This is a genomic window from Streptomyces canus (assembly GCF_041435015.1).
Classification (GTDB): domain Bacteria; phylum Actinomycetota; class Actinomycetes; order Streptomycetales; family Streptomycetaceae; genus Streptomyces; species Streptomyces canus_G.
Window position 1 is genome coordinate 3,227,827 of the sequence record NZ_CP107989.1, and the last position, 19,825, is coordinate 3,247,651.

General features: G+C 70.2%; 17 protein-coding genes. 3 read left to right on the forward strand and 14 right to left on the reverse strand.

What is annotated here, in order from left to right; all coding sequences use genetic code 11:
* Positions 1-18: 18 nt before the first annotated feature.
* The 7 genes from rplS to proS form a co-directional block, all read right to left on the reverse strand.
* Positions 19-369, reverse strand: a complete 351-nt coding sequence (gene rplS, locus OG841_RS14250; protein WP_069765421.1) for a 50S ribosomal protein L19 — start codon at positions 367-369, stop codon at positions 19-21.
* A gap of 133 nt (positions 370-502) precedes the next feature.
* Entirely contained in the window at positions 503-1,336 is an 834-nt protein-coding gene (gene trmD / locus OG841_RS14255) for a tRNA (guanosine(37)-N1)-methyltransferase TrmD (protein WP_328641124.1), read from the reverse strand.
* Positions 1,336-1,887, reverse strand: coding sequence for a ribosome maturation factor RimM (rimM, locus tag OG841_RS14260; protein WP_328641123.1), 552 nt, complete (start codon positions 1,885-1,887; stop codon positions 1,336-1,338). The genes trmD and rimM overlap by 1 nt, the downstream gene beginning before the upstream one ends.
* Before the next feature lie 83 nt (positions 1,888-1,970).
* On the reverse strand, positions 1,971-2,210 hold the full coding sequence (locus OG841_RS14265; RefSeq protein ID WP_003973401.1) for an RNA-binding protein: 240 nt from the start codon (positions 2,208-2,210) through the stop codon (positions 1,971-1,973).
* A 2-nt stretch (positions 2,211-2,212) separates the two neighbouring features.
* A complete protein-coding gene (gene rpsP / locus OG841_RS14270) occupies positions 2,213-2,632 on the reverse strand; it encodes a 30S ribosomal protein S16 (RefSeq protein WP_328641122.1) in 420 nt (139 codons plus the stop codon).
* A gap of 252 nt (positions 2,633-2,884) precedes the next feature.
* Positions 2,885-3,487, reverse strand: coding sequence for a hypothetical protein (locus OG841_RS14275; RefSeq protein WP_057616534.1), 603 nt, complete (start codon positions 3,485-3,487; stop codon positions 2,885-2,887).
* A 261-nt stretch (positions 3,488-3,748) separates the two neighbouring features.
* Entirely contained in the window at positions 3,749-5,164 is a 1,416-nt protein-coding gene (gene proS, locus OG841_RS14280; protein WP_365122447.1) for a proline--tRNA ligase, read from the reverse strand.
* 200 nt (positions 5,165-5,364) lie between these two features.
* Here proS and OG841_RS14285 point away from each other — a divergent pair, with 200 nt between their 5' ends.
* Positions 5,365-6,222, forward strand: coding sequence for a class I SAM-dependent methyltransferase (locus OG841_RS14285; RefSeq protein ID WP_365122449.1), 858 nt, complete (start codon positions 5,365-5,367; stop codon positions 6,220-6,222).
* On the opposite strand, the gene ftsH is transcribed toward OG841_RS14285, so the two are convergent.
* The 6 genes from ftsH to nsdA form a co-directional block, all read right to left on the reverse strand.
* Positions 6,219-8,156, reverse strand: coding sequence for an ATP-dependent zinc metalloprotease FtsH (ftsH, locus tag OG841_RS14290; protein WP_365122451.1), 1,938 nt, complete (start codon positions 8,154-8,156; stop codon positions 6,219-6,221). The genes OG841_RS14285 and ftsH overlap by 4 nt on opposite strands.
* An 86-nt stretch (positions 8,157-8,242) precedes the next feature.
* Positions 8,243-9,790 carry a signal recognition particle protein gene (ffh, locus tag OG841_RS14295; RefSeq protein ID WP_328641118.1) on the reverse strand — a complete coding sequence of 516 codons (1,548 nt, stop codon included), beginning with the start codon at positions 9,788-9,790 and terminating at the stop codon, positions 8,243-8,245.
* Positions 9,791-9,874: 84 nt separating this feature from the next.
* Entirely contained in the window at positions 9,875-12,328 is a 2,454-nt protein-coding gene (locus tag OG841_RS14300; RefSeq protein WP_328641117.1) for a [protein-PII] uridylyltransferase, read from the reverse strand.
* 26 nt (positions 12,329-12,354) lie between these two features.
* Positions 12,355-12,693 carry a P-II family nitrogen regulator gene (locus OG841_RS14305; RefSeq protein WP_003997576.1) on the reverse strand — a complete coding sequence of 113 codons (339 nt, stop codon included), beginning with the start codon at positions 12,691-12,693 and terminating at the stop codon, positions 12,355-12,357.
* Entirely contained in the window at positions 12,690-14,024 is a 1,335-nt protein-coding gene (locus OG841_RS14310; protein WP_328641116.1) for an ammonium transporter, read from the reverse strand. Before OG841_RS14310 ends, OG841_RS14305 begins: the two co-directional genes overlap by 4 nt.
* A 313-nt stretch (positions 14,025-14,337) precedes the next feature.
* Complete coding sequence (gene nsdA, locus OG841_RS14315; RefSeq protein WP_328641115.1) at positions 14,338-15,843, reverse strand: transcriptional repressor NsdA; 1,506 nt, start codon at positions 15,841-15,843, stop codon at positions 14,338-14,340.
* Positions 15,844-16,277: 434 nt separating this feature from the next.
* Here nsdA and OG841_RS14320 point away from each other — a divergent pair, with 434 nt between their 5' ends.
* Complete coding sequence (locus tag OG841_RS14320) at positions 16,278-16,934, forward strand: bifunctional DNA primase/polymerase (RefSeq protein ID WP_328641114.1); 657 nt, start codon at positions 16,278-16,280, stop codon at positions 16,932-16,934.
* Between the two features lie 99 nt (positions 16,935-17,033).
* Here OG841_RS14320 and ftsY read toward each other — a convergent pair whose 3' ends face one another.
* The gene (ftsY, locus tag OG841_RS14325; protein ID WP_328641113.1) at positions 17,034-18,227 is read right to left on the reverse strand and encodes a signal recognition particle-docking protein FtsY; all 1,194 of its coding nucleotides are present in this window, start codon (positions 18,225-18,227) and stop codon (positions 17,034-17,036) included.
* Positions 18,228-18,336: 109 nt separating this feature from the next.
* Between ftsY and OG841_RS14330 the strand changes: the two genes are divergently transcribed.
* On the forward strand, positions 18,337-19,758 hold the full coding sequence (locus OG841_RS14330; protein WP_371565531.1) for a cytosine permease: 1,422 nt from the start codon (positions 18,337-18,339) through the stop codon (positions 19,756-19,758).
* Positions 19,759-19,825 lie beyond the last annotated feature (67 nt).

The window sequence follows — 19,825 nt, forward strand, 5'->3', positions numbered from 1 at the left end:
GTGACCTCCGAAAAGCGCTCAGTTGTCGCGCTTCTCCTTGATCTTCGCGGCCTTGCCGCGGAGCTCGCGCAGGTAGTACAGCTTCGCGCGGCGCACGTCACCGCGGGTGACGAGCTCGATCTTCTCGACGATCGGGGTGTGCACCGGGAAGGTGCGCTCGACGCCGACGGAGAACGAGACCTTGCGGACCGTGAAGGTCTCGCGGACACCGGCGCCCTGGCGACGGATCACCACGCCCTTGAACTGCTGCACACGGGAGCGGTTGCCCTCGATGACGCGGACGTGGACGTTGACGGTGTCACCCGGGCGGAAGGCCGGGATGTCGGTGCGCAGCGACGCGGAGTCGACGATGTCGAGCAGGTGAGACATTTCGTCTGCTTTCTTCGCCCATGCCACAGGTCATCGGCGGTAGCTAGTGTTTCGTGAGGAGGCTGTCCGTGCCGGGGCGGGCGTCGTGTCCCCCTGTGGCAGGGGCGCACGCCGGACGACGCACAACAGCGGCCTATTGTTCCATGGCTTGTGGCCTGCGCCAAAATCGGCCGTACGGCTCCCCCGCCGGGTCCGGCGCCCAGCCCAGGATGGAGAGCATCTCGCGGTCCTTCTTGTCGAAGACCCCCGGGTCACAGCGCTCGATGAGGTCGGGCCGGTTGGCAGCCGTACGCCGGAGTGCCTCGTCGCGGCGCCAGCGGGCGATCTTGCCATGGTGCCCGCTGAGCAGCACGTCCGGGATGCCGCGCCCGCGCCACTCGGGCGGCTTGGTGAAGACGGGGCCTTCGAGCAGGTTCGCCATGGCTCCGGGCGCGAAGGAGTCGTCCCGGTGCGACTCGGCGTTGCCCAGCACACCGGGCAGCAGCCGGGCCACCGCCTCGGTGACCACCAGTACGGCCGCTTCGCCGCCGGCGAGGACGTAGTCGCCGATGGACACCTCGTGGACGGGCATCCGAGTGGCGTACTCGTCGATCACCCGGCGGTCGATGCCCTCGTAGCGCGCCGGAGTGAAGATCAGCCAGGGGCACTCGGAGAGCTCCACGGCGAGCTCCTGGGTGAAGGGGCGGCCGCTCGGGGTGGGGACGACGAGCGCGGGCGCGTGGGAGCCCGTCTCGTAGCCGTCCGCGAGCACGCAGTCCAGCGCGTCCCCCCAGGGGTCGGTCTTCATGACCATGCCCGGGCCGCCGCCGTACGGGGTGTCGTCGACGGTGTTGTGCCGGTCGTACGTCCACGCGCGCAGATCGTGGACGTGCACGTCCAGCTGGCCACGCGCGCGTGCCTTGCCGACCAGGGAGACGTTCAGGGGTTCGAGGTACGCGGGGAAGATCGTGACGACGTCGAGCCGCATCAGGACTCGTCCTCGGAGTCCCGGGAGGACGCGATCTCGGCGCGGTCGTCGATCAGGCCGGGCGGTGGTGTGATGACCGCCCTCTGCTCCGCCAGGTCGATCTCGGCGACGATCTCCTCGACGAACGGGATCATCACCTCACTGCCGTCCGGCCGCTCGACGATGAAGAGGTCCTGGGAGGGCAGGTGCGAGATCTCGGTGATCCGGCCGACCTCGACGCCGTCCGCGGTGACCACGTCGAGGTCCATCAGCTGGTGGTCGTAGTACTCGTCCTCCTCCTCCGGCAGCTCCTCCGGATCGACCTCGGCGATCAGGAGGGTGTTGCGGAGGGCCTCGGCGGCGGTGCGGTCCTTCACGCCCTCGAAGCGCAGGAGGAGACGGCCGCTGTGGACGCGGCCGGTCTCGATGGTGAGCGGCCCCGTGGAGGGCGGGTCGGTGGCCAGGACGGCGCCGGGGGCGAGCCTGAGTTCGGGCTCGTCGGTTCGTACCTCGACGGTGACGTCGCCCTTGATGCCGTGGGCGCGGCCGATCCGTGCGACTACCAGCTGCACTGTGCTTGCTCTCCTGTCATACGACTACGGGCCGGGGACGGCCCGATGGCCCTCCCCGGCCCGAGCCGGTGCTGCGTTTGACGTCAGCGGACGTGGTCGACGTCGACGAGGTCGACGCGAACACCACGGCCGCCGATGGCGCCCACGACGGTGCGCAGGGCACGCGCGGTGCGGCCGTTGCGGCCGATCACCTTGCCGAGGTCGTCGGGGTGCACCCGGACCTCGAGAACGCGCCCGCGACGCAGGTTGCGCGAGGCGACCTGCACATCGTCAGGGTTGTCGACGATGCCCTTCACGAGGTGCTCGAGAGCCTCCTCGAGCATGCTCAGGCCTCGGTCGACCCGGACTCGGCCGCGGCCTCGTCCTTCTTCTCAGCCTTCTTCTTCTGGGTGATGGCCTCACCCTTGCCCTCGTCGTCGCCACCAAGGGCCTCGAACGAGGGGCGCGCGGCCTTCTCGGCCGGCTGGAGCAGCGGAGCCGGGGCGGGCTCGCCCTTGTACTTCTGCCAGTCGCCGGTCTTCTTCAGAATGGCGAGCACGGGCTCGGTCGGCTGCGCGCCGACACCGAGCCAGTACGCCACACGGTCGGCGTCGACCTCGATGCGCGAGGGGTTCTGCACCGGGTGGTACAGGCCGATCTCCTCGATCGCACGGCCGTCACGGCGGGTGCGGGAATCGGCGACGACGATGCGGTAGTGAGGCGAACGGATCTTGCCCAGACGCTTCAGCTTGATCTTGACTGCCACGGGAGTGGGTTCTCCTGGTTTTGACGTGGTTGGGCACGGCGAGATTGCCGCGTGGGGTTGCGGTACCCGAGTGCCCGATGGACGCGTCAGCCGGAGGCGAGAGGGTTCCTGTGCGGCTGTCGAGTACAGCTAGCCATTGTGCCACACCCCGCGACTCACGTCGGACCGAGGGCGCGCACGCGCATGCCTGAGGGGCACCCGGCGTTCCAGGTGCCCTCGGGCCGACCGCGACTGCCACGAGCAGCCGCGATCTCAGCCTGCTGCCGCGCCCACGATCTCGGGGATGCGGAACGGCTTGCCGCAGCCCCCGCAGACGATCGGCGCCTGGGCCAGGACGGAGGGGACGACCCTCACATTGCGGCCGCAGTCGCAGACCGCCTTGACCCGGACCCCGCCTCCGGAGGAGCCGTGACGGGCCGCCGGTCCCCGGAAGGAGCGGGCGGTGTCGGCGGAGGTCGCCGCCGTGTGGGCCTTGAGGGCGCGCTGGAGCTGATCGATGGTCGGGCGATACCGACGCTTCGCCTCGGGGGTGAGCGTGACCAGTGAGAAGCCGCTGCTCGGGTGCGGCTCCTCGGGGTGGTCCAGGCCCATCTCCTCGGCGATCGCGAGGAATCTGCGGTTGTGGTAGCGGCCGGCGCGGGAGGTGTCGCGGATGCCTCGCGCGGCGGCGATGCCGTGGACTGCCTCGTGAAGCAGTCGCTCGAAGGAGAGCTCGTGACCGCACGCGGACGACGACTCCCCGATCAGGGACTCTGGCGCGGCAAGGTCCGGCAGTTCGGGGTGGTACCGCTGAATGTCGGCCCACGCCTCTGCCAGCTCTGCGGCGAGAACAGGTGGTGTCTGTGTCGTGCTCACGTAATGACAACGAGCCGGAGGGCCCCTGTGTTCCTATTCCGGGGCATCCCAAATAATTTGCACGTACCCGTCAGTTGCCGCTGATGCGTGGAGACGAGGGCGGGTGCGCTGATCTGCGGAGAAGCCTCGCAGCTCATACCAAGCTGGTGCGTAGTGTGAGGTACGCCCCGGCGCGTAGATCGCGTCCACGCGCCGGTGCGGTTGTGATCCGCAGGTGCGCAAGAGGCGTTTCGGCCGCTCTCGCACCGGAAGGGTGCTGCCTCAGTAAGCGCGCGCGACGACCGCGACGTTACCGGGGGCGTCGTCGGCACTCGGCACCGACCCGTCCTCCGCGACCAGACACCGTACGGTCACCGCGTGCGCGGCCAGCCTGGCCTCGCCTTCTTCGCCGAGGGTGGCCCACGGGATCCGCGCCCAGCCGCCGGCGACAGCGGCCTCGACGGCTTCGTCGAACGTCGACACCTCACTCGTCCGGGACTCGCGTCGCTCGCGGGACTGGGCCAGCAGCAGCGCCTGGTCCTCCTCGAGGACGGCCGGGAGCAGTCGTACGAGATCCTCGACGTCGATCGCCTCCTTCCCGCCCGGGATCCGCCGCGCCACCATCGCGGTGCCGTTCTCCAGGTCACGGGGCCCGATCTCGACGCGGACCGGTACGCCCTTGAGCTCCCAGTCGACGACCCGGCGGCCGAAGGGGGTGTCGGTGCGGTCGTCGACGTGGACGCGGATGCCCGCCGCCTTCAGCCGGTCGCCGATCTCGCGGACCTTGGCCAGAACCGGCTCGTCGCCCTTGATCGCGAGGACGACGACCTGGGTCTGCGCGAGCCGCGGCGGCACACGGAGGCCGTTGTCGTCACCGTGCATCATCACCAGGGCGCCGATCATGCGGGTGGTCGAGCCCCAGGAGGTCTGCCAGACGAGTTCCTGGGTGCCGTCCTTGGACAGGTACGAGGTGTTGAAGGCCTTGGCGAAGTTCTGGCCCAACTCGTGGCTGGTGGCCATCTGGAGGGCCTTGCCGTCACCCATCATGCCTTCGAGCGTGAGGGTGTTGATGGCGCCGGCGAAGCGCTCCTTGACGGTCTTGCGGCCGGGGACGACGTCCATGGCGAGGACGTTGGTCATGAAGTCCTCGTAGACCTGCCGGTGGATGTGCGAGGCGAACGCACGCGCGTCCTCCTCGGTCGCGTGCGCGGTGTGGCCCTCCTGCCACAGGAACTCCGTCGTCCGCAGGAAGAGCCGGGGCCTGAGTTCCCAACGCACCACGTTCGCCCACTGGTTGATCAGCAGCGGCAGGTCGCGGTAGCTCTGCACCCACTTCGAGAAGTAGTCGTTGATGATCATCTCGGAGGTGGGGCGGACGACCGCGGGCTCCTCGAGTTCCTTGCCGCCGCCATGGGTGACCACCGCGAGCTCGGGCGCGAATCCCTCGACGTGGTCCGCCTCGCGGGTCAGGTACGACTGCGGGATCAGCAGCGGGAAGTACGCGTTCTGGGTGCCCGTCTCCTTGATGCGGGCGTCCATCTCGGCCTGCATCCGCTCCCACAGTCCGTACCCGTATGGTCGGATGACCATGGTGCCGCGCACCGGACCGTTGTCGGCCAGTTCGGCCTTGGTGATCAGATCCTGGTACCAGCGCGGGAAGTCGTCCGCCCGGGGTGTGAGAACAGGTGCCTTTGCCATGGCGCGATGTTACGGGCGCAGATTGCCGGGATGTGAATTCTTTTCCCCGGCACATGCCAACCCGCAACCAGGGCCCTTCTGCCTCTGGACGAGCGGTCGAGTGCGGAGTTACCTGGCATACGGGGGAACTGCGAGCGCACGTCACGGGGGCTACGGAATCGGGCACAGAGTCAACTCTCGGCGGATTGGGGCGCTTATCCATGACACCTACGCTCGTGCGGCAGCACTTGCCCTCGACGGGAGAGGTCTCCCGTCGCGACCTCGGTGCACGCGCGCGTGACTGGTCCGAGATCCAGGAGCGGATGCTGGTTCCGCTGTACGAGGCCGTCTACGAGCGATTGGAAGTGGGCTCCGCGACACGGGTGTTGGGCCTCGGCTGCGGCAGCGGGCTCGCCCTGCTGATGGCGGCCTCCAGAGGCGCCGCGGTCGCCGGTGTCGAGCCAGCCTGCCCCGAACGGCTGGCGCTCGCGCGGCAGCGGCTGCTGCCGGAGACGTGGGGCACACGCGCGCGTGTCGGCACCCGGCTCGTCGAGGGAGCCCCTGGGGACGCCGCCGACGCCGACGCTCCCCCGTACACCCTCGTGACCGCCTTCGAGCCGATCGGGTGTCTGGCGGGCGACTCGGAGGGGCTCGGTGAACTTCTCGCCTCGGCGACACCACTCGCCGAGCGGGGAGCGCCCGTGGCGCTCGCCGGCTGGGGTCCGCCGGAGCGGTGCGCCACGTCGTCCGTGCTGCGGGTGGCCACCAAGCTGGCGGATCCGCTGCGCAGCACGGGCAGTTGGCGCCCGGCCCTGCGCGACGATCTGGAGGAGGTCGCCCAGCGGGCGGGGCTGAAGCCCGACGGCTCGGGGCGGGTGGCCTGCCCCTTCGGGTACGCCGACCTCGACAGCGCGCTCAAGGGGCTGCTGTCGACCGGGCTCTTCGACGCGGCCATCGAGGCGACCGACCAGGCACAGGTGGACAAGGAAGTGACGGAAGCCCTGCATCCGTATCAGCGCCGGGACGGCACGGTGTGGATGCCGAACGTCTTCCGGTACCTGATCGCGAGGGTCCCCTAGGCCTCCGTGTCCTTCTTCAGCCGCGTGACCCCGGCGATCCGGTACGCGTCCGTCTCCTCCAGCGTCTCGCTCGCCAGCAGGGCCTCGGCCAGCGCGTTCAGTTGCCCCCGGTGCTCGGTGAGTTTGTGGAGGGCCTCGTCGTAGCACTCGTCGACGATCCGCCGCATCTCGCCGTCGATCACATCGAGGGTCTGGGGTGCGGCGGCGAGGCCGTACGCCTGCTGGGCGTCGCTGGGGAGGGCGGACAGGCGTCCCACCCGCTCGCTCATCCCCCACCGCGCGACCATCCCGCGCGCGATGTTCGTGACCTGTTCGAGGTCGTTCTCGGCGCCGGTCGTGACGACGCCGTAGACGACCTGTTCCGCGGCCATGCCGCCGAGCGCGCCGATGATCCGTCCGCGCAGGTACTCCTCGGAAAGCGCGTACCGCTCCACCTCGGGCGTCGACATGGTCACCCCGAGCGCGCGGCCGCGCGGCACGATGGTCACCTTGCGGACCGGGTCGGCGCCGGGCTGCAGCATGCCGAGGAGGGCGTGCCCGCTCTCGTGGTACGCGGTACGGCGCCGGTCCTCCTCCGGCATCACCAGCGTGCGCTCGGCCCCGAGCTGCACCTTCTCCAGGGCCTCCGACAGGTCGGACTGCGTCACCTGGTCCTGCTTGCGCTTCACGGCGAGCAGCGCGGCCTCGTTGGCGAGATTGGCCAGATCCGCCCCCGTCATGCCGGGGGTCGTGCGTGCCACCCGGGCCAGGTCGACCTCGGGCGCGAGCGGGATCTCGCGGGTGTGGATGGCGAGGATCGCCTCGCGTCCGGCGCGGTCCGGCGGGGAGACGTTGACCACCCGGTCGAAGCGGCCGGGCCGGGTCAGCGCCGGGTCCAGAATGTCGGCGCGGTTGGTCGCCGCGATGACGACGACGCCCTCGGACCCCGAGAAGCCGTCCATCTCGGTGAGGATCTGGTTCAGCGTCTGCTCGCGCTCGTCGTGACCGCCCACCGAGGCGCCGCCGCTGCGGACCCGCCCGATGGTGTCGATCTCGTCGATGAAGATGATCGACGGCGCCACCTTGCGGGCCTCGGCGAACAGCTCACGGACCCGGGACGCACCGACACCCACGATCATCTCGATGAACTCGGAGGCCGAGGCGGAGAAGAACGGCACCCCCGCCTCACCCGCCACCGCACGCGCCAGCAGGGTCTTGCCGGTGCCGGGCGAACCGGCGAGCAGCACACCGCGGGGCATCTTCGCGCCCATCCTGCGGTAGACGTCGGGGTGCTCCAGGAAGTCGACGACGTCGTCCAGCTCACCCTTGACCTCGTCGATGCCGGCCACGTCGGCGAAGGTGGTGCGCTGGGTGCCGGGCCGCAGGCCCACCGGCTTGGGCGGCGCCTTGCGCCCGAGCATGCCGCCCACACCACCCATCCCGCCGCCCAGCCGCCGGGCGAAGAAGATCCACACGGCGACCAGCAGCACGATCGGGATCAGCGAGAGCAGCAGGTTGGGCAACAGACCGCGCTGCTGCACGACCGGTCGCGCGGTCACCGTGACGTCGTGGCTGCTCAGGTGCTGCCAGAGGGCGTCGTCGGCGAAGGCCGGGCGCTGGGTCCTGAACCTGGTGTAGTCGCCGCCGCCGTCGGGATCGTCCCGGGACTGCTTGAGCTGACCCTGGATCGCGTCGCCCTTGGAGTAGATCTTGTCGACGTTTCCCGCGTCGACCTGTCTGCTGAACTCCGTGTAGGAGATCGTCGGCTCGTCGCCCCCACCGAGGTAGTTCAGCCCGACGTACACCAGCAGGAAGACGATCACCGCGGTGACGGCCAGTCCCCACCAGCGGCCGCGCGGCCGCCTCCCGCCCGGGGGCCGTGGTCCGTCGTCCGGGGTGCCCTCGGTGCGCCAGGGCTGGTCGGGGGCCTTGCGCGCCGGAGCGGCATTGCTCATATCTGGACGTTACGGCAGACCTCGGGCCTCGGCACGCGCTGAGGGCGCCCTCCGGCAGGGAGGACGCCCTCGAAGTCGTACAGGACTCAGCCCATGAACTTCTTGAACTCGTCCGGCAGCTCGAAGTCCTGCGGGGCCTGCTGGCCGGGCACACCGAAGGCGCTGCCCCCCTGGGCGGCCTTCCGCGCGGCCTCCTCCTGCTCCTGCTGCTTGCGCTTCATCGGGTTGCCGGAGCGCTGCTTGCCCTTGGCCTTCTTCGGCTGCTTCTTGGCACGGCCGGGGCCGCCGCCCATGCCCGGGATGCCCGGCATGCCCGGCATCCCGCCGCCCTGGGCCATGCGCGACATCATCTTGCGGGCCTCGAAGAACCGCTCGACGAGGTTCTTGACCGCGCTGACCTCGACGCCGGAGCCCTTGGCGATACGGGCGCGGCGCGAGCCGTTGATGATCGTGGCGTCAGCGCGCTCGGCCGGGGTCATCGACTTGATGATGGCGGCCGTGCGGTCGACGTCCCGCTCGTCGATGTTGTTGATCTGGTCCTTGATCTGACCCATGCCGGGCATCATGCCGAGCAGCTTGCTGATGCTGCCCATCTTCCTGACCTGCTCCATCTGGGCCAGGAAGTCGTCCAGGGTGAAGTCCTGGCCCTTCTTGGACGCCAGCTTGGAGGCCATCTTCTCGGCCTCTTCCTGGCTGAACGTCTTCTCCGCCTGCTCGATCAGGGTGAGCAGGTCACCCATGTCGAGGATGCGGGAGGCCATCCGGTCCGGGTGGAAGGCGTCGAAGTCCTCGAGCTTCTCGCCGCTCGACGCGAACATGATCGGCTTGCCGGTGACCTGGCGGATCGACAGGGCCGCACCACCGCGGGCGTCACCGTCGAGCTTGGAGAGCACCACGCCGTCGAAGCCGACGCCGTCGCGGAAGGACTCGGCGGTGTTGACCGCGTCCTGACCGATCATCGCGTCGACGACGAAGAGGATCTCGTCGGGCGAGACGGCGTCACGGATGTCCGCGGCCTGCTGCATCAGCTCCTGGTCGATACCCAGGCGGCCGGCGGTGTCCACGATCACGATGTCGTGGACCTTGGACTTCGCGAACTCGATGGAGTCCTTGGCGACCTTGACCGGGTCACCGACGCCGTTGCCCGGCTCGGGCGCGTAGACCGCGACACCGGCACGCTCGGCGACGACGCTGAGCTGGTTGACGGCGTTGGGACGCTGGAGGTCGGCGGCGACGAGCAGCGGCGAGTGGCCCTGCTCCTTCAGCCAGTGGCCGAGCTTGCCCGCGAGGGTGGTCTTACCGGCACCCTGGAGACCCGCCAGCATGATCACGGTGGGCGGGTTCTTGGCGAACCGCAGCCGCCGGGTCTCGCCGCCGAGGATCGTGACGAGCTCCTCGTTCACGATCTTCAGGACCTGCTGCGCGGGGTTCAGCGCCCGCGAGACATCGGCACCGAGGGCACGCTCCTTGACGTTCTTGATGAACGTCCGGACGACGGGGAGGGCCACGTCCGCTTCCAGGAGGGCGATCCGGATCTCGCGCGCGGTGGCGTCGATGTCCGCCTCGGAGAGCCGTCCCTTGCCGCGCAGGTTCTTGAAAGTCGCTGAGAGGCGATCGGAAAGAGTATCGAACACGGCGCTCGCGGTCCTCGGGGTCGGTGGCAGCTGGGAATCGCCCTCCAGGGTATCCCGGCGACACACGTAGCCGGGATCCCCCGGTCAGCCCCGCAAGGTCTCCTCCAGCTTCCGGGCCACGGAAGCCGCTTCGCCGGCCCCGAGCGGGGCGCCCTTGCCGTCGGTGACGTAGAAGGCGTCCACCGCGTTGGCGCCCAGTGTCGACACGTGGGCGCTGCGCATCCGCACCCCGGCGTCCTCCAGCGCTTGCCCGATGCGGAACAGCAGTCCCGGGGCGTCCTGGGCCCGCACCTCGATCACCGTCGCATGCCGGGAGGCCGCCGAAGCGACCGTCACGCGTGCGGCGGGCGCGATGACACCCCGGCGCCTCGGATACGCGGCGTCGCGCTCGGCCAGCCGCCCGGCGACGTCCAGCGAGCCGTCCAGGGCCCGTACGAGATCGGCGCGCAGCCGGGCGGCCTGGGGCAGCGAGCCGTACTGGGCCGCGACCCGCCAGTTCAGCAGGAGCACGGAGCCCTCGACACCGTCGGGCAGGTCCAGGGCCCGCAGCTCCGCCGTGCGGACGGTCAGCCGGTGCACGGCCAGCACTCCGGCGACAGCGGGCAGTACGCGCGGCTGGTCCGGTACGGCGATGAGGAGCTCCACGCCGAGCGGCTCGGGGTCCCCGGCGGGCTGGCCCTCCGTGAGCGCCGGCGGCTCGGTCTGCGCGCGCAGGGACAGCACCGGGCTGCCGGTCGCCACCGCCTCGATGGCGAGCCGCTCCTGCTCGGCGGTGGGCGCGGCGGCCTCCGGCTCGTCGAGGTCGTCCCCGGCGAGCACGGCGGCCACCCTCTTGACCAGGTCGGCGACGAGCGAGCCCCGCCAGGACGACCAGGCGGCGGGCCCGGTGGCCAGGGCGTCCGCCTCGGTCAGCGCGTGCAGCAGCTCCAGCGTGCCCTGTGATCCGACCGCATCGGCGACCGAACGCACGGTGGCCGGGTCCTCCAGGTCACGCCGGGTGGCGGTGTCCACGAGCAGCAGGTGATGCCGTACGAGCGTCGCGAGTACGGCGACGTCGTCGCGGTCGAATCCGATGCGCGCGGCAACGTCCTTCGCGATGATCTCGCCGGCCACCGAGTGGTCGCCGGGCCAGCCCTTGCCGATGTCGTGCAGCAGCGCGGCGACGAGCAGCAGGTCGGGGCGGTGGACGCGCCGGGTGAACTCGGAGGCGCGGACGGCCGTCTCGATGAGGTGCCGGTCGACGGTCCAGATGTGTACGGCGTTGCGCTGGGGACGGCACCGCACCCGCTCCCAGTCGGGCAGCATTTGGGTGATCAGCCCCTCGGCCTCCAGCGCCTCCCAGACGTCGATGGTGGGCTGGCCCGAGCCGAGCAGGGTCACGAGCTGCTCGCGCGCCTCGGCGGGCCACGGCGTGGGCAGCGGGCGCACTCCGGCCGCCATGCGCCGTACGGCGTGCAGGGAGAGCGGGAGTCCGGCCTGTGCGGCGGCGGCCGCGGCGCGCAGCGGGAGCACGGGATCGCGATCGGGGCGCGCGGCGCGGGCGAGCACCACCTCGCCGTCCTGCTCGACGACCCCCTCCGCCAGCGGCGACCTCTCGGCCACCGGCTTGCCACCGCCGAGCATGGCGCGCAGCCGCGGCCGTACGGCACGTGACCTGAGGACGCGTCCCACCTCGCGCCAGGTGACGTCACTGGCGTACGAGATGACCCGCGCGGCTTCGTAGACCTGCCGCAGCAGGGTGTCGGCGTCGAGCAGGCCGAGCTCGGCGGCGACCTGGTCCTGTTCCTGGAGCGCGAGCCGGTCGGTAGCGCGGCCCGTCGTCAGATGCAGGGCGTCCCGGACGTCGAGCAGTCGGCGCCGGGCGTCGTCGAGGCCCTCGCGCGGGGCGTCGGCCAGCCAGGAGGCGGCGACGGCACGCAGGGCGGTGGCGTCCCTCAGGCCGCCCCGGGCCTCTTTGAGATCGGGTTCGAGCAGGTACTGCAGTTCGCCCTGGCGCTCGGCGCGCTCGGCGCACAGTTCCTGGAGCTCGGGAAGGCGCTTGGGGGCCTGGTTGCGCCAGTCGGCGAGGACCGCCGTCCGCAGGCCCGCCGTCAGTCCCAGGTCGCCGGCGATGTGGCGGGCGTCCAGGAGGCCGAGTTGGACTTTCAAGTCCTCCCCGGCCGTCTTGCGGGCCTCCGCAGGCGTGCGCACGGAGTGGTCGAGGGCGAGACCGAGGTCCCACACGGGGTACCAGATGCGGTCGGCCAGCGCGGCGACCGCGGCCGAGTCGCTGCCGTCATGCAGCAGGACCAGGTCCAGGTCGCTGCGCGGGGACAGCTCGCCGCGGCCGTAGCCACCGACGGCGATCAGGGAGACCCCGCGCAGCGCCTCGGCGCCCGCGGTGAACAGCCCCGAGAGCCAGTCGTCCGTCAGCTCGGCGAGGGCCGAACGGCGCGGCGGCCCGGACCGCGCCCCCTCCTGGAGGAGGCGCAGCCGGGCCGCCGCGTAGCCGCTGGGTCCCGAGTCCTCTACGTCCTTGTGCACGTCCGTGCTCGTCACCCAGCAGCTCCAGTTCTGTTCTTCGGTCAGAGCGCGTCCGGGCCGCGCTCGCCCGTCCGGACCCGTACGGCCGTCTCGACCGGCAGGGACCAGACCTTGCCGTCACCGATCTTGCCGGTACGGGCCGCCTTGACGATGACGTCGATCAGCTGCTCGGCGTCGTCGTCCTCGGCGAGGACCTCGATGCGGATCTTCGGGACCAGGTCGACGGTGTACTCGGCACCGCGGTAGACCTCGGTGTGGCCCCGCTGACGACCGTAGCCGCTCGCCTCGGTGACCGTCAGGCCGTGGACCCCGAAGGCCTGGAGGGCTTCCTTGATCTCGTCGAGCCGGTGGGGCTTGACGACGGCGGTGATGAGCTTCATGCGTCCACCTTCTTGCCCGCGTCGCCGGCCGGGGCCGTGACGGAGGTCCGGGCGGCGCCGCCACCGGCACCGCTGAAGTCGTATGCGGTCTCGGCGTGCTCGGCCTGGTCGATGCCCGAGACCTCCTCGTCCTCAGTGACCCGCATGCCGATCGTCTTGTCGAGCAGGAAGGCAAGGATCGCGGAGGCGATCAGGGAGTAGGCGAGGACCGCGAAGACACCGGCGCACTGCTTCCAGAGCTGGTCCGCGTTGCCGCCGTAGAAGAGGCCCTTGACGTCGGACTGGCCCTTGCCGCTGGCGAAGAAGCCGATCAGCAGGGAGCCGATGATGCCGCCGACCATGTGGACACCGACGACGTCCAGGGAGTCGTCGTAGTTGAACCGGTACTTCAGGCCGACGGCCGCGGCGCAGGCGACACCGGCGATGGCGCCGATGCAGATCGCGCCGATCGGGGTGATCGCACCACCGGACGGGGTGATGGCGACCAGGCCGGCGACCGCGCCGGAGGCGGCGCCCAGCGTGGTGAACGCGCCGTGGCGGATCTTCTCGTAGATGAGCCAGGCGAGCATGGCGGCCGCGGTGGCGATCTGCGTGTTGACGAACATCAGCGAGCCGACGCCGTCGTCGTTGCCGAGCCACGAGCCGGCGTTGAAACCGAACCAGCCGAACCACAGCAGGCCGGCGCCGAGCATGACCAGCGGGAGGCTGTGCGGGCGCATCGGGTCGCGCTTGAAGCCGACGCGCTTGCCGATGACGAGGATCACACCGAGCGCCGCGGCACCCGCGTTGATGTGGACCGCGGTACCACCGGCGAAGTCGATCACACCGAGCTCGAAGGCCCAGCCGCCGGTGCCCCAGACCCAGTGGGCGACCGGGAAGTACACGACCGTCGCCCACAGCGCCACGAAGAGCGCCCAGGCGGAGAACTTCACGCGGTCGGCGATCGCACCGCTTATCAGGGCGGGCGTGATGATGGCGAACATCATCTGGAAGACGGCGAAGGCGAGCACCGGGATCGTGTATCCGGACCAGATGTCGCCCTTGTCGATGCCGGTCCATCCGAAGAAGTCGGATTCCCAGCCGATGAGCGAGCCGTGGTCCGTACCGAACGCCATGGAGAAGCCGTAGACGACCCACAGGATGGTGACGATACCCATGCTGATGAAGCTCATCATCAGCATGTTGAGGGTGCTCTTGACCCGGACCATGCCTCCGTAGAAGAAGGCGAGACCCGGCGTCATGATCAGCACCAGAGCGGAACAGATCAACATGAAGCCTGTGTTGGCCACAGACAGCTTGTCTGCGGCGAGCGTGATGGCGGTTGGTGCCATCGGCGTCTCCTCGTCGTAGGTACGGCCCCGTGCGGGCGAAGCCAGAGCGGAATGAGGGGTGGGCCGGTTATGCGCCATGAGATTGACGCAGCGCGGTTTCGGTGGAAGCCCCTCGTTGTTTCGCCGCCGTGACGAAGACGCCTTGCGTGTTACGCATCGATGAACTGGCAGATATGGGCCGCGTCGATCGTTATCGTGGCGCAACCTTCGCTCAAGGAGTGAAACCGGCCGCGGTCGGCCTTCCGGTGACCTGGCATGGGGGAGCCGAGTCGGGCAGTTCGGGAGGGCCGGCCGCGGCCGGGGTTCTGGGGATTCAGACGGCTTCCGCGGTCTCCGGAAGTTCCACGGCAAGCTTGTCGGTGAGTTCCACGACCTCGGCGAGATCACCGAAATCGCGTACAGCCGTGTCGACCGTCTTTCGAATACGAGTGTTGACGCGCTCGGAGCGGACCTTCTTGGCGATGTGCATGGCCTGTTCCACCAGTACGGTGCTCTGCTCGGGCTCGCGCCGGAGCAGATGCACCGTGGCCATGCCGATGAGATTGAGTGCGTACGACCGCTGGTGCTCGTCGTCCTCGGAGAAGAGCTCCACCGCCCGATGCATGAGGGGCTCGGCCAGGGAGGCGTAGGTCGGGCTGCGACCGGCCACGTAGGCCAGGTCCCGGTAGGAGTGGGAGTTCTCGCCGTACAGCTCGGCCTCCGAGAAGAAGCGGATCCAGTCGGGGTCCGGCTCGTCCCACTCGTCGGCGTCGGCGAAAACGTCCTCGGCCATCCGGACCGCCCTCTTGCACTTGCCGGGCTGCCCCATGTTGGCGTAGGCGCGGGCCTCCATCGCATACAGCATCGACTGGGTGCGGGGGCTCGCACAGTCCCGGCTGCCGTACTGCGCGAGGTGGATCAGCTCCAGGGCGTCCTCGGGTCGCCCGAGGTGGATCATCTGACGGCTCATGCTGGACAGGACGTAGGAACCGAGCGGCTTGTCGCCGGCCTCCTTGGCCGCGTGCAGGGCGAGGACGAAGTACTTCTGCGCGGTGGGCTGCAGCCCCACGTCGTACGACATCCAGCCCGCGAGTTCCGCCAGTTCGGCGGCGACCTTGAACAGCTTGCGGGTGGTGGTCTCGGGCTGGGGCTCCTGGAGGAGGTCCGTCACCTCGTGCAGCTGGCCGACGACCGCCTTGCGGCGCAGGCCGCCGCCGCACTGGGCGTCCCACTGGCGGAACATCTCGGTCGTCGACTCGAGGAGGTCGAGCTCGGGCCTGGAGAGACGGCCGACGCGACGGGACGCGGCCGGGTCGGGTTCCCGGTGCGGGGTGGCGGCGGGGCCGGGGACGAGCCAGCGCTGCATGGGCTCGATGAGGGACGGGCCCGCGGACAGGACCAGCGAAGTCCCGAGGAAGCCGCGCCGCGCCAGCATGAGGTCGCTGCGCGAGAACTCGCTGAGCAGGGCCACGGTCTGCGGGCCCGTCCAGGGCAGGTCGACCCCGGTCGCGGACGGCGACTGGCGGGCGGCCCGCAGCCCGAGGTCCTCGACGGAGACGACGCATCCGAACCGCTCGGAGAACAGCTCGGACAGGATCCTGGGGATGGGTTCGCGGGGGTTCTCGCCATCCAGCCAGCGGCGCACCCGCGAGGTGTCGGTGGAGATGTGGTTGGCCCCCAACTGGCGGGCCCTGCGGTTGACCTGGCGGGCGAGCTCGCCCTTCGACCAACCGCTGCGCACGAACCAGGAGGTGAGCAGCTCGTTGGGGCGCTTGTCGGCCTGAGAGGAGCTCTGCGCGGCGCTCCCGGCGCCCGTCCCGCTTCCGCTGTTGCCGCCCACTGGAACGCCCCCATCCCTGAGACCACTTGTCGCCGAGTGCGCCAAGCCTTATCAGAATGCCGGTAAATAGGGCCGTTCGTCCGGCAGTTGTCAGCCTTCGAACGGGGACCCGACTTGCCTCCGGCATACCCACACGTGCATGTGCCCCCAGGACTCGTGCACTCAAAGTAATCCTACGATCACGCGTCCAGCCATGGCGATCCCGGAAACGCCACCATTCGCCACCCCTTCGAATGAACTCACGGTCGCCTCCACACGATTCACTTGACATAGACCGAGCAGGGGTAGGCGGAGCGGTGCATTCAGGGGCGCACATGACCCAGCGCACCACCCGGGGCACCTCCGAGCGCCGACATCGCCCGGAAGAAGCAACGGAGAGTGACTGACCGCGTCCGTCGCGTAACCACCGGCGCGCTGGACCCGTTGGAGGGGGCATGGGCTTCACGATCGGCGGCATTCGGGAGATCCGTTCCGGTACCCGCAGGCGCGGCCGCTCCTCGGAGTGCACCACCGTCGCCGAGTTCACCGGACTCTGGGGCTGGGACGTCGTCCCGGGCGCGCGCACGTCGGCCGGCGAGTGCTCCTGCGGCCGCGCGGACTGCCGTCACCCCGGCGCCCACCCCCTCGACTTCGCACCCCCGGTCCCGGCCGGGGCCACGCTCGACGACGTGACCAAGGCGTGGTCCGAGTTCCCCGGCGCCTCGGTGATGCTGCCCGTCGGCCGTGCCTTCGACGTCATCGAGGTCGCCGAGCCGGCCGGACGCCGCGCCCTGGTCCGCCTGGAGCGCATGGGCCTGCCCCTCGGCCCGGTGACCGCGACCCCCGAGGGCCGCGCCCAGTTCTTCGTCGCCCCCGGCGCCGCGTCCGACCTGAGCGAACTCCTCTACCGCATGGGCTGGGACGACGCCGCCTCCCTCGACCTGCGCGGCCTGGGCTCCGGAAGCCACATCACGGCTCCGCCGTCGGACCGGGGCGGCCTGGGCCCGGTCCAGTGGCTGCGCCCGCCTTCCCTGGACACGGCGACGAAGCCGCCGGCGGCCCGTCTGCTGCTGGGGACACTGGCGTACGTGGCACACAGGTCGCAGGCGTAGACGTAGACGTACGCAGCGAAGCGCCCGCTCCCCACTGCACCTCGGGGGCGGGCGCTTCTTCGCGCTCCACGGCTTCTCGCGCGCCGCGGGTACGGCGTCTCAGTCGCCGATCAGCGCATCCACGAACGCTTCCGGCTCGAACGGCGCCAGGTCGTCGGCGCCCTCTCCGAGGCCGATCAGCTTGACCGGCACGCCCAGCTCACGCTGGACCGCGACCACGATGCCACCCTTGGCCGTGCCGTCCAGCTTGGTCAGGACGATGCCGGTGATGTCGACGACCTCGGCGAAGACGCGCGCCTGCACCAGGCCGTTCTGCCCGGTGGTGGCGTCCAGGACCAGCAGCACCTCGTCGACCGGAGCGTGCTTCTCGACGACCCGCTTGACCTTGCCGAGCTCGTCCATGAGACCGGTCTTGGTGTGCAGCCGTCCCGCGGTGTCGATGAGGACCACGTCGACCCCCATCTCCTTGCCCTCCTTCACCGCATCGAAGGCGACGGAGGCGGGGTCGCCCCCCTCGGGCCCGCGCACGGTGTGGGCACCCACCCGCTCGCCCCAGGTCTGGAGCTGGTCGGCGGCGGCGGCACGGAAGGTGTCCGCGGCGCCCAGGACCACGCTCCGTCCGTCGGCCACGAGCACGCGCGCGAGCTTGCCGGTGGTGGTGGTCTTGCCGGTGCCGTTGACGCCGACGACCATCACGATGCCCGGCTTGCGCTCCTCGGGCTCGGTCTTCACCGTGCGGTCGACCTCGGTGCCGACCAGCTTGAGCAGCTCGTCGCGCAACAGCCCGCGCAGCTCGTCCGGGGTCCGCGTGCCGAGCACCTTCACCCGCTCACGCAGCCCGTCGACCAGCTCCTGGGTGGGGGCCACGCCGACGTCGGCGGTGAGGAGGGTGTCCTCGATCTCCTCCCAGGTGTCGTCGTCGAGGTGCTCGCGCGACAGGAGCGTGAGCAGCCCCTTGCCGAGCGCGTTCTGCGAGCGGGAGAGCCGGGAGCGCAGACGGACCAGGCGGCCGGCGGTGGGCTCCGGGACTTCGATCTCGGTCGGGGGAAGCTCTTCTACGACGGGCGGCGCCGAGCCGTCCGGAAGGTCCACCTCCTCTATGGTCCGGCGCGGTTCGTCGCGCGGCGTCTCGGCCTCGTCGCCGACGTGCGGCTCGGCCGGAGGGGCGGTGATGTCGGGCGCGGCGGGAGGCGGCGGGGGCAGCGGCTTCTTGCGCCGGCTGCCGACGACGAGCCCGCCGAGCACACCGAGCACGACCACGGCGATGACTACAGCAAGGATGACGGTTTCCATAACGCACCCAGTATCGGCCATGGGTCACGGCCGAACCCAGCTCGTGTTTTCACACGGGGAAAATAGCCACAAAATGGCTTTTAGTATGACTAATGTACGATGGCTGCCCATGAGCGGTCTCGAAGTCCACGGCCTCGAACAGATCCCCGAGGCCGAGCGCACCGCGAAGACACGTGAGCTCTTCCCCACCTGGGCCGCCGCCAACATCAGCGTCCTGCTCCTGACCATGGGAGCGGGCCTGTCCGTCTCGTACGGCCTCGGTTTCTGGCAGATCCTGGTCGTCGGCGTCACCGCGCCGATCGTGTCGTACGGCTTGGTCGGGCTGATCGGAATCGCCGGTAAGCGCGGCGGCGCGCCCGGCATGGCGCTGTCCCGGGCGGTGTTCGGACAGCGGGGCAATCTGCTGCCCGGGGCGCTGATCTGGGTCGCCCGCTGGGGCTGGGAGACGATCAACGCGGTGACCGGTGCGTACGCGCTGCTCAGCGTCCTGGACATCCTCTTCGGCGTCCGCAGCGGCACCGCGCTGATCGTCGTGACGCTGCTGCTCTTCGTGGTCGCGAGCTTCGCGATCTCGGGTCTGGGCATCAACGCCGTACAGAGGTGCGCCACCTGGGCCGCCTGGCTCTTCGGCGCCTTCTCCGTCCTGGTGCTCGCGCGTCTGGTCGTCGACACGGACTGGGCTGAGGTCTTCGGGCAGGGCGCGGGACCGGTGTCGGCGATGATCGCGGCCATCGGCCTGATCGCCGCGGGCGGGATCAGCTGGGTGCCCTCCTCCCCCGACTTCACGCGCTATCTGCCGGGTACGGCCTCCTCGGCGGCGATCGTACGCAACACGGTGGGGGGTGCCGGCGTCGTCGTCCTGCCGCTGGTCCTCATGGGCATGGTCATGGCGTCCGCGACCCCGGACCTGGCCTCCACCCCGGACCCGGTCTCCTTTCTGGGCGAGATCCTTCCGCTCTGGCTCGCCGTCCCCTACCTCCTGATCGCCCTGGCCGGCACGCTGCTGATCAACTCGATGTCCATGTACTCAGCGGGCTTCACCGCGCAGACCCTCGGCTTCCGGGTCCAGCGGCACTGGGCGGTCTCGGTCAACGCGGTGATCTCACTCGTCCTCGGCGGTGTCCTCATGCTGGCCGCGACGAGCTTCCTGGACACGTTCGTCGCCTTCCTCTCCCTTCTCGCGGTGGCCTTCTCGGCGTGGGCCGGGGTCTTCGGCGCGGACCTGCTGCGCCGGACGTCGTACGACGGCGAGGCCCTGCTCGACACGACACGGACGAGCGCCTACTGGTACCGGGGCGGCTTCAGCCCGGCGGCGGTCACCGCGTGGGCGGCCGGGCTCGGTGCCGGGCTGCTGTTCACCACCTGCGACTGGTTCACCGGGCCGCTCGCCTCGAACAACCCGGTTGGCGAGTACGGCCTCGGCTGGGCGGCGACGATCGTGATCTCCGGGCTCCTGTACATGGTCCTGCCGAAGCCGGCGACCGCCGAACCGGACGGACGGTCGACCGAACGAGTCGACGCCATCATCTGATCCGGCACGCACCCTACGGCCCGCGTGCCGACTCCATAGCAATCTGACGCCTCGTCAGTTACCGTCC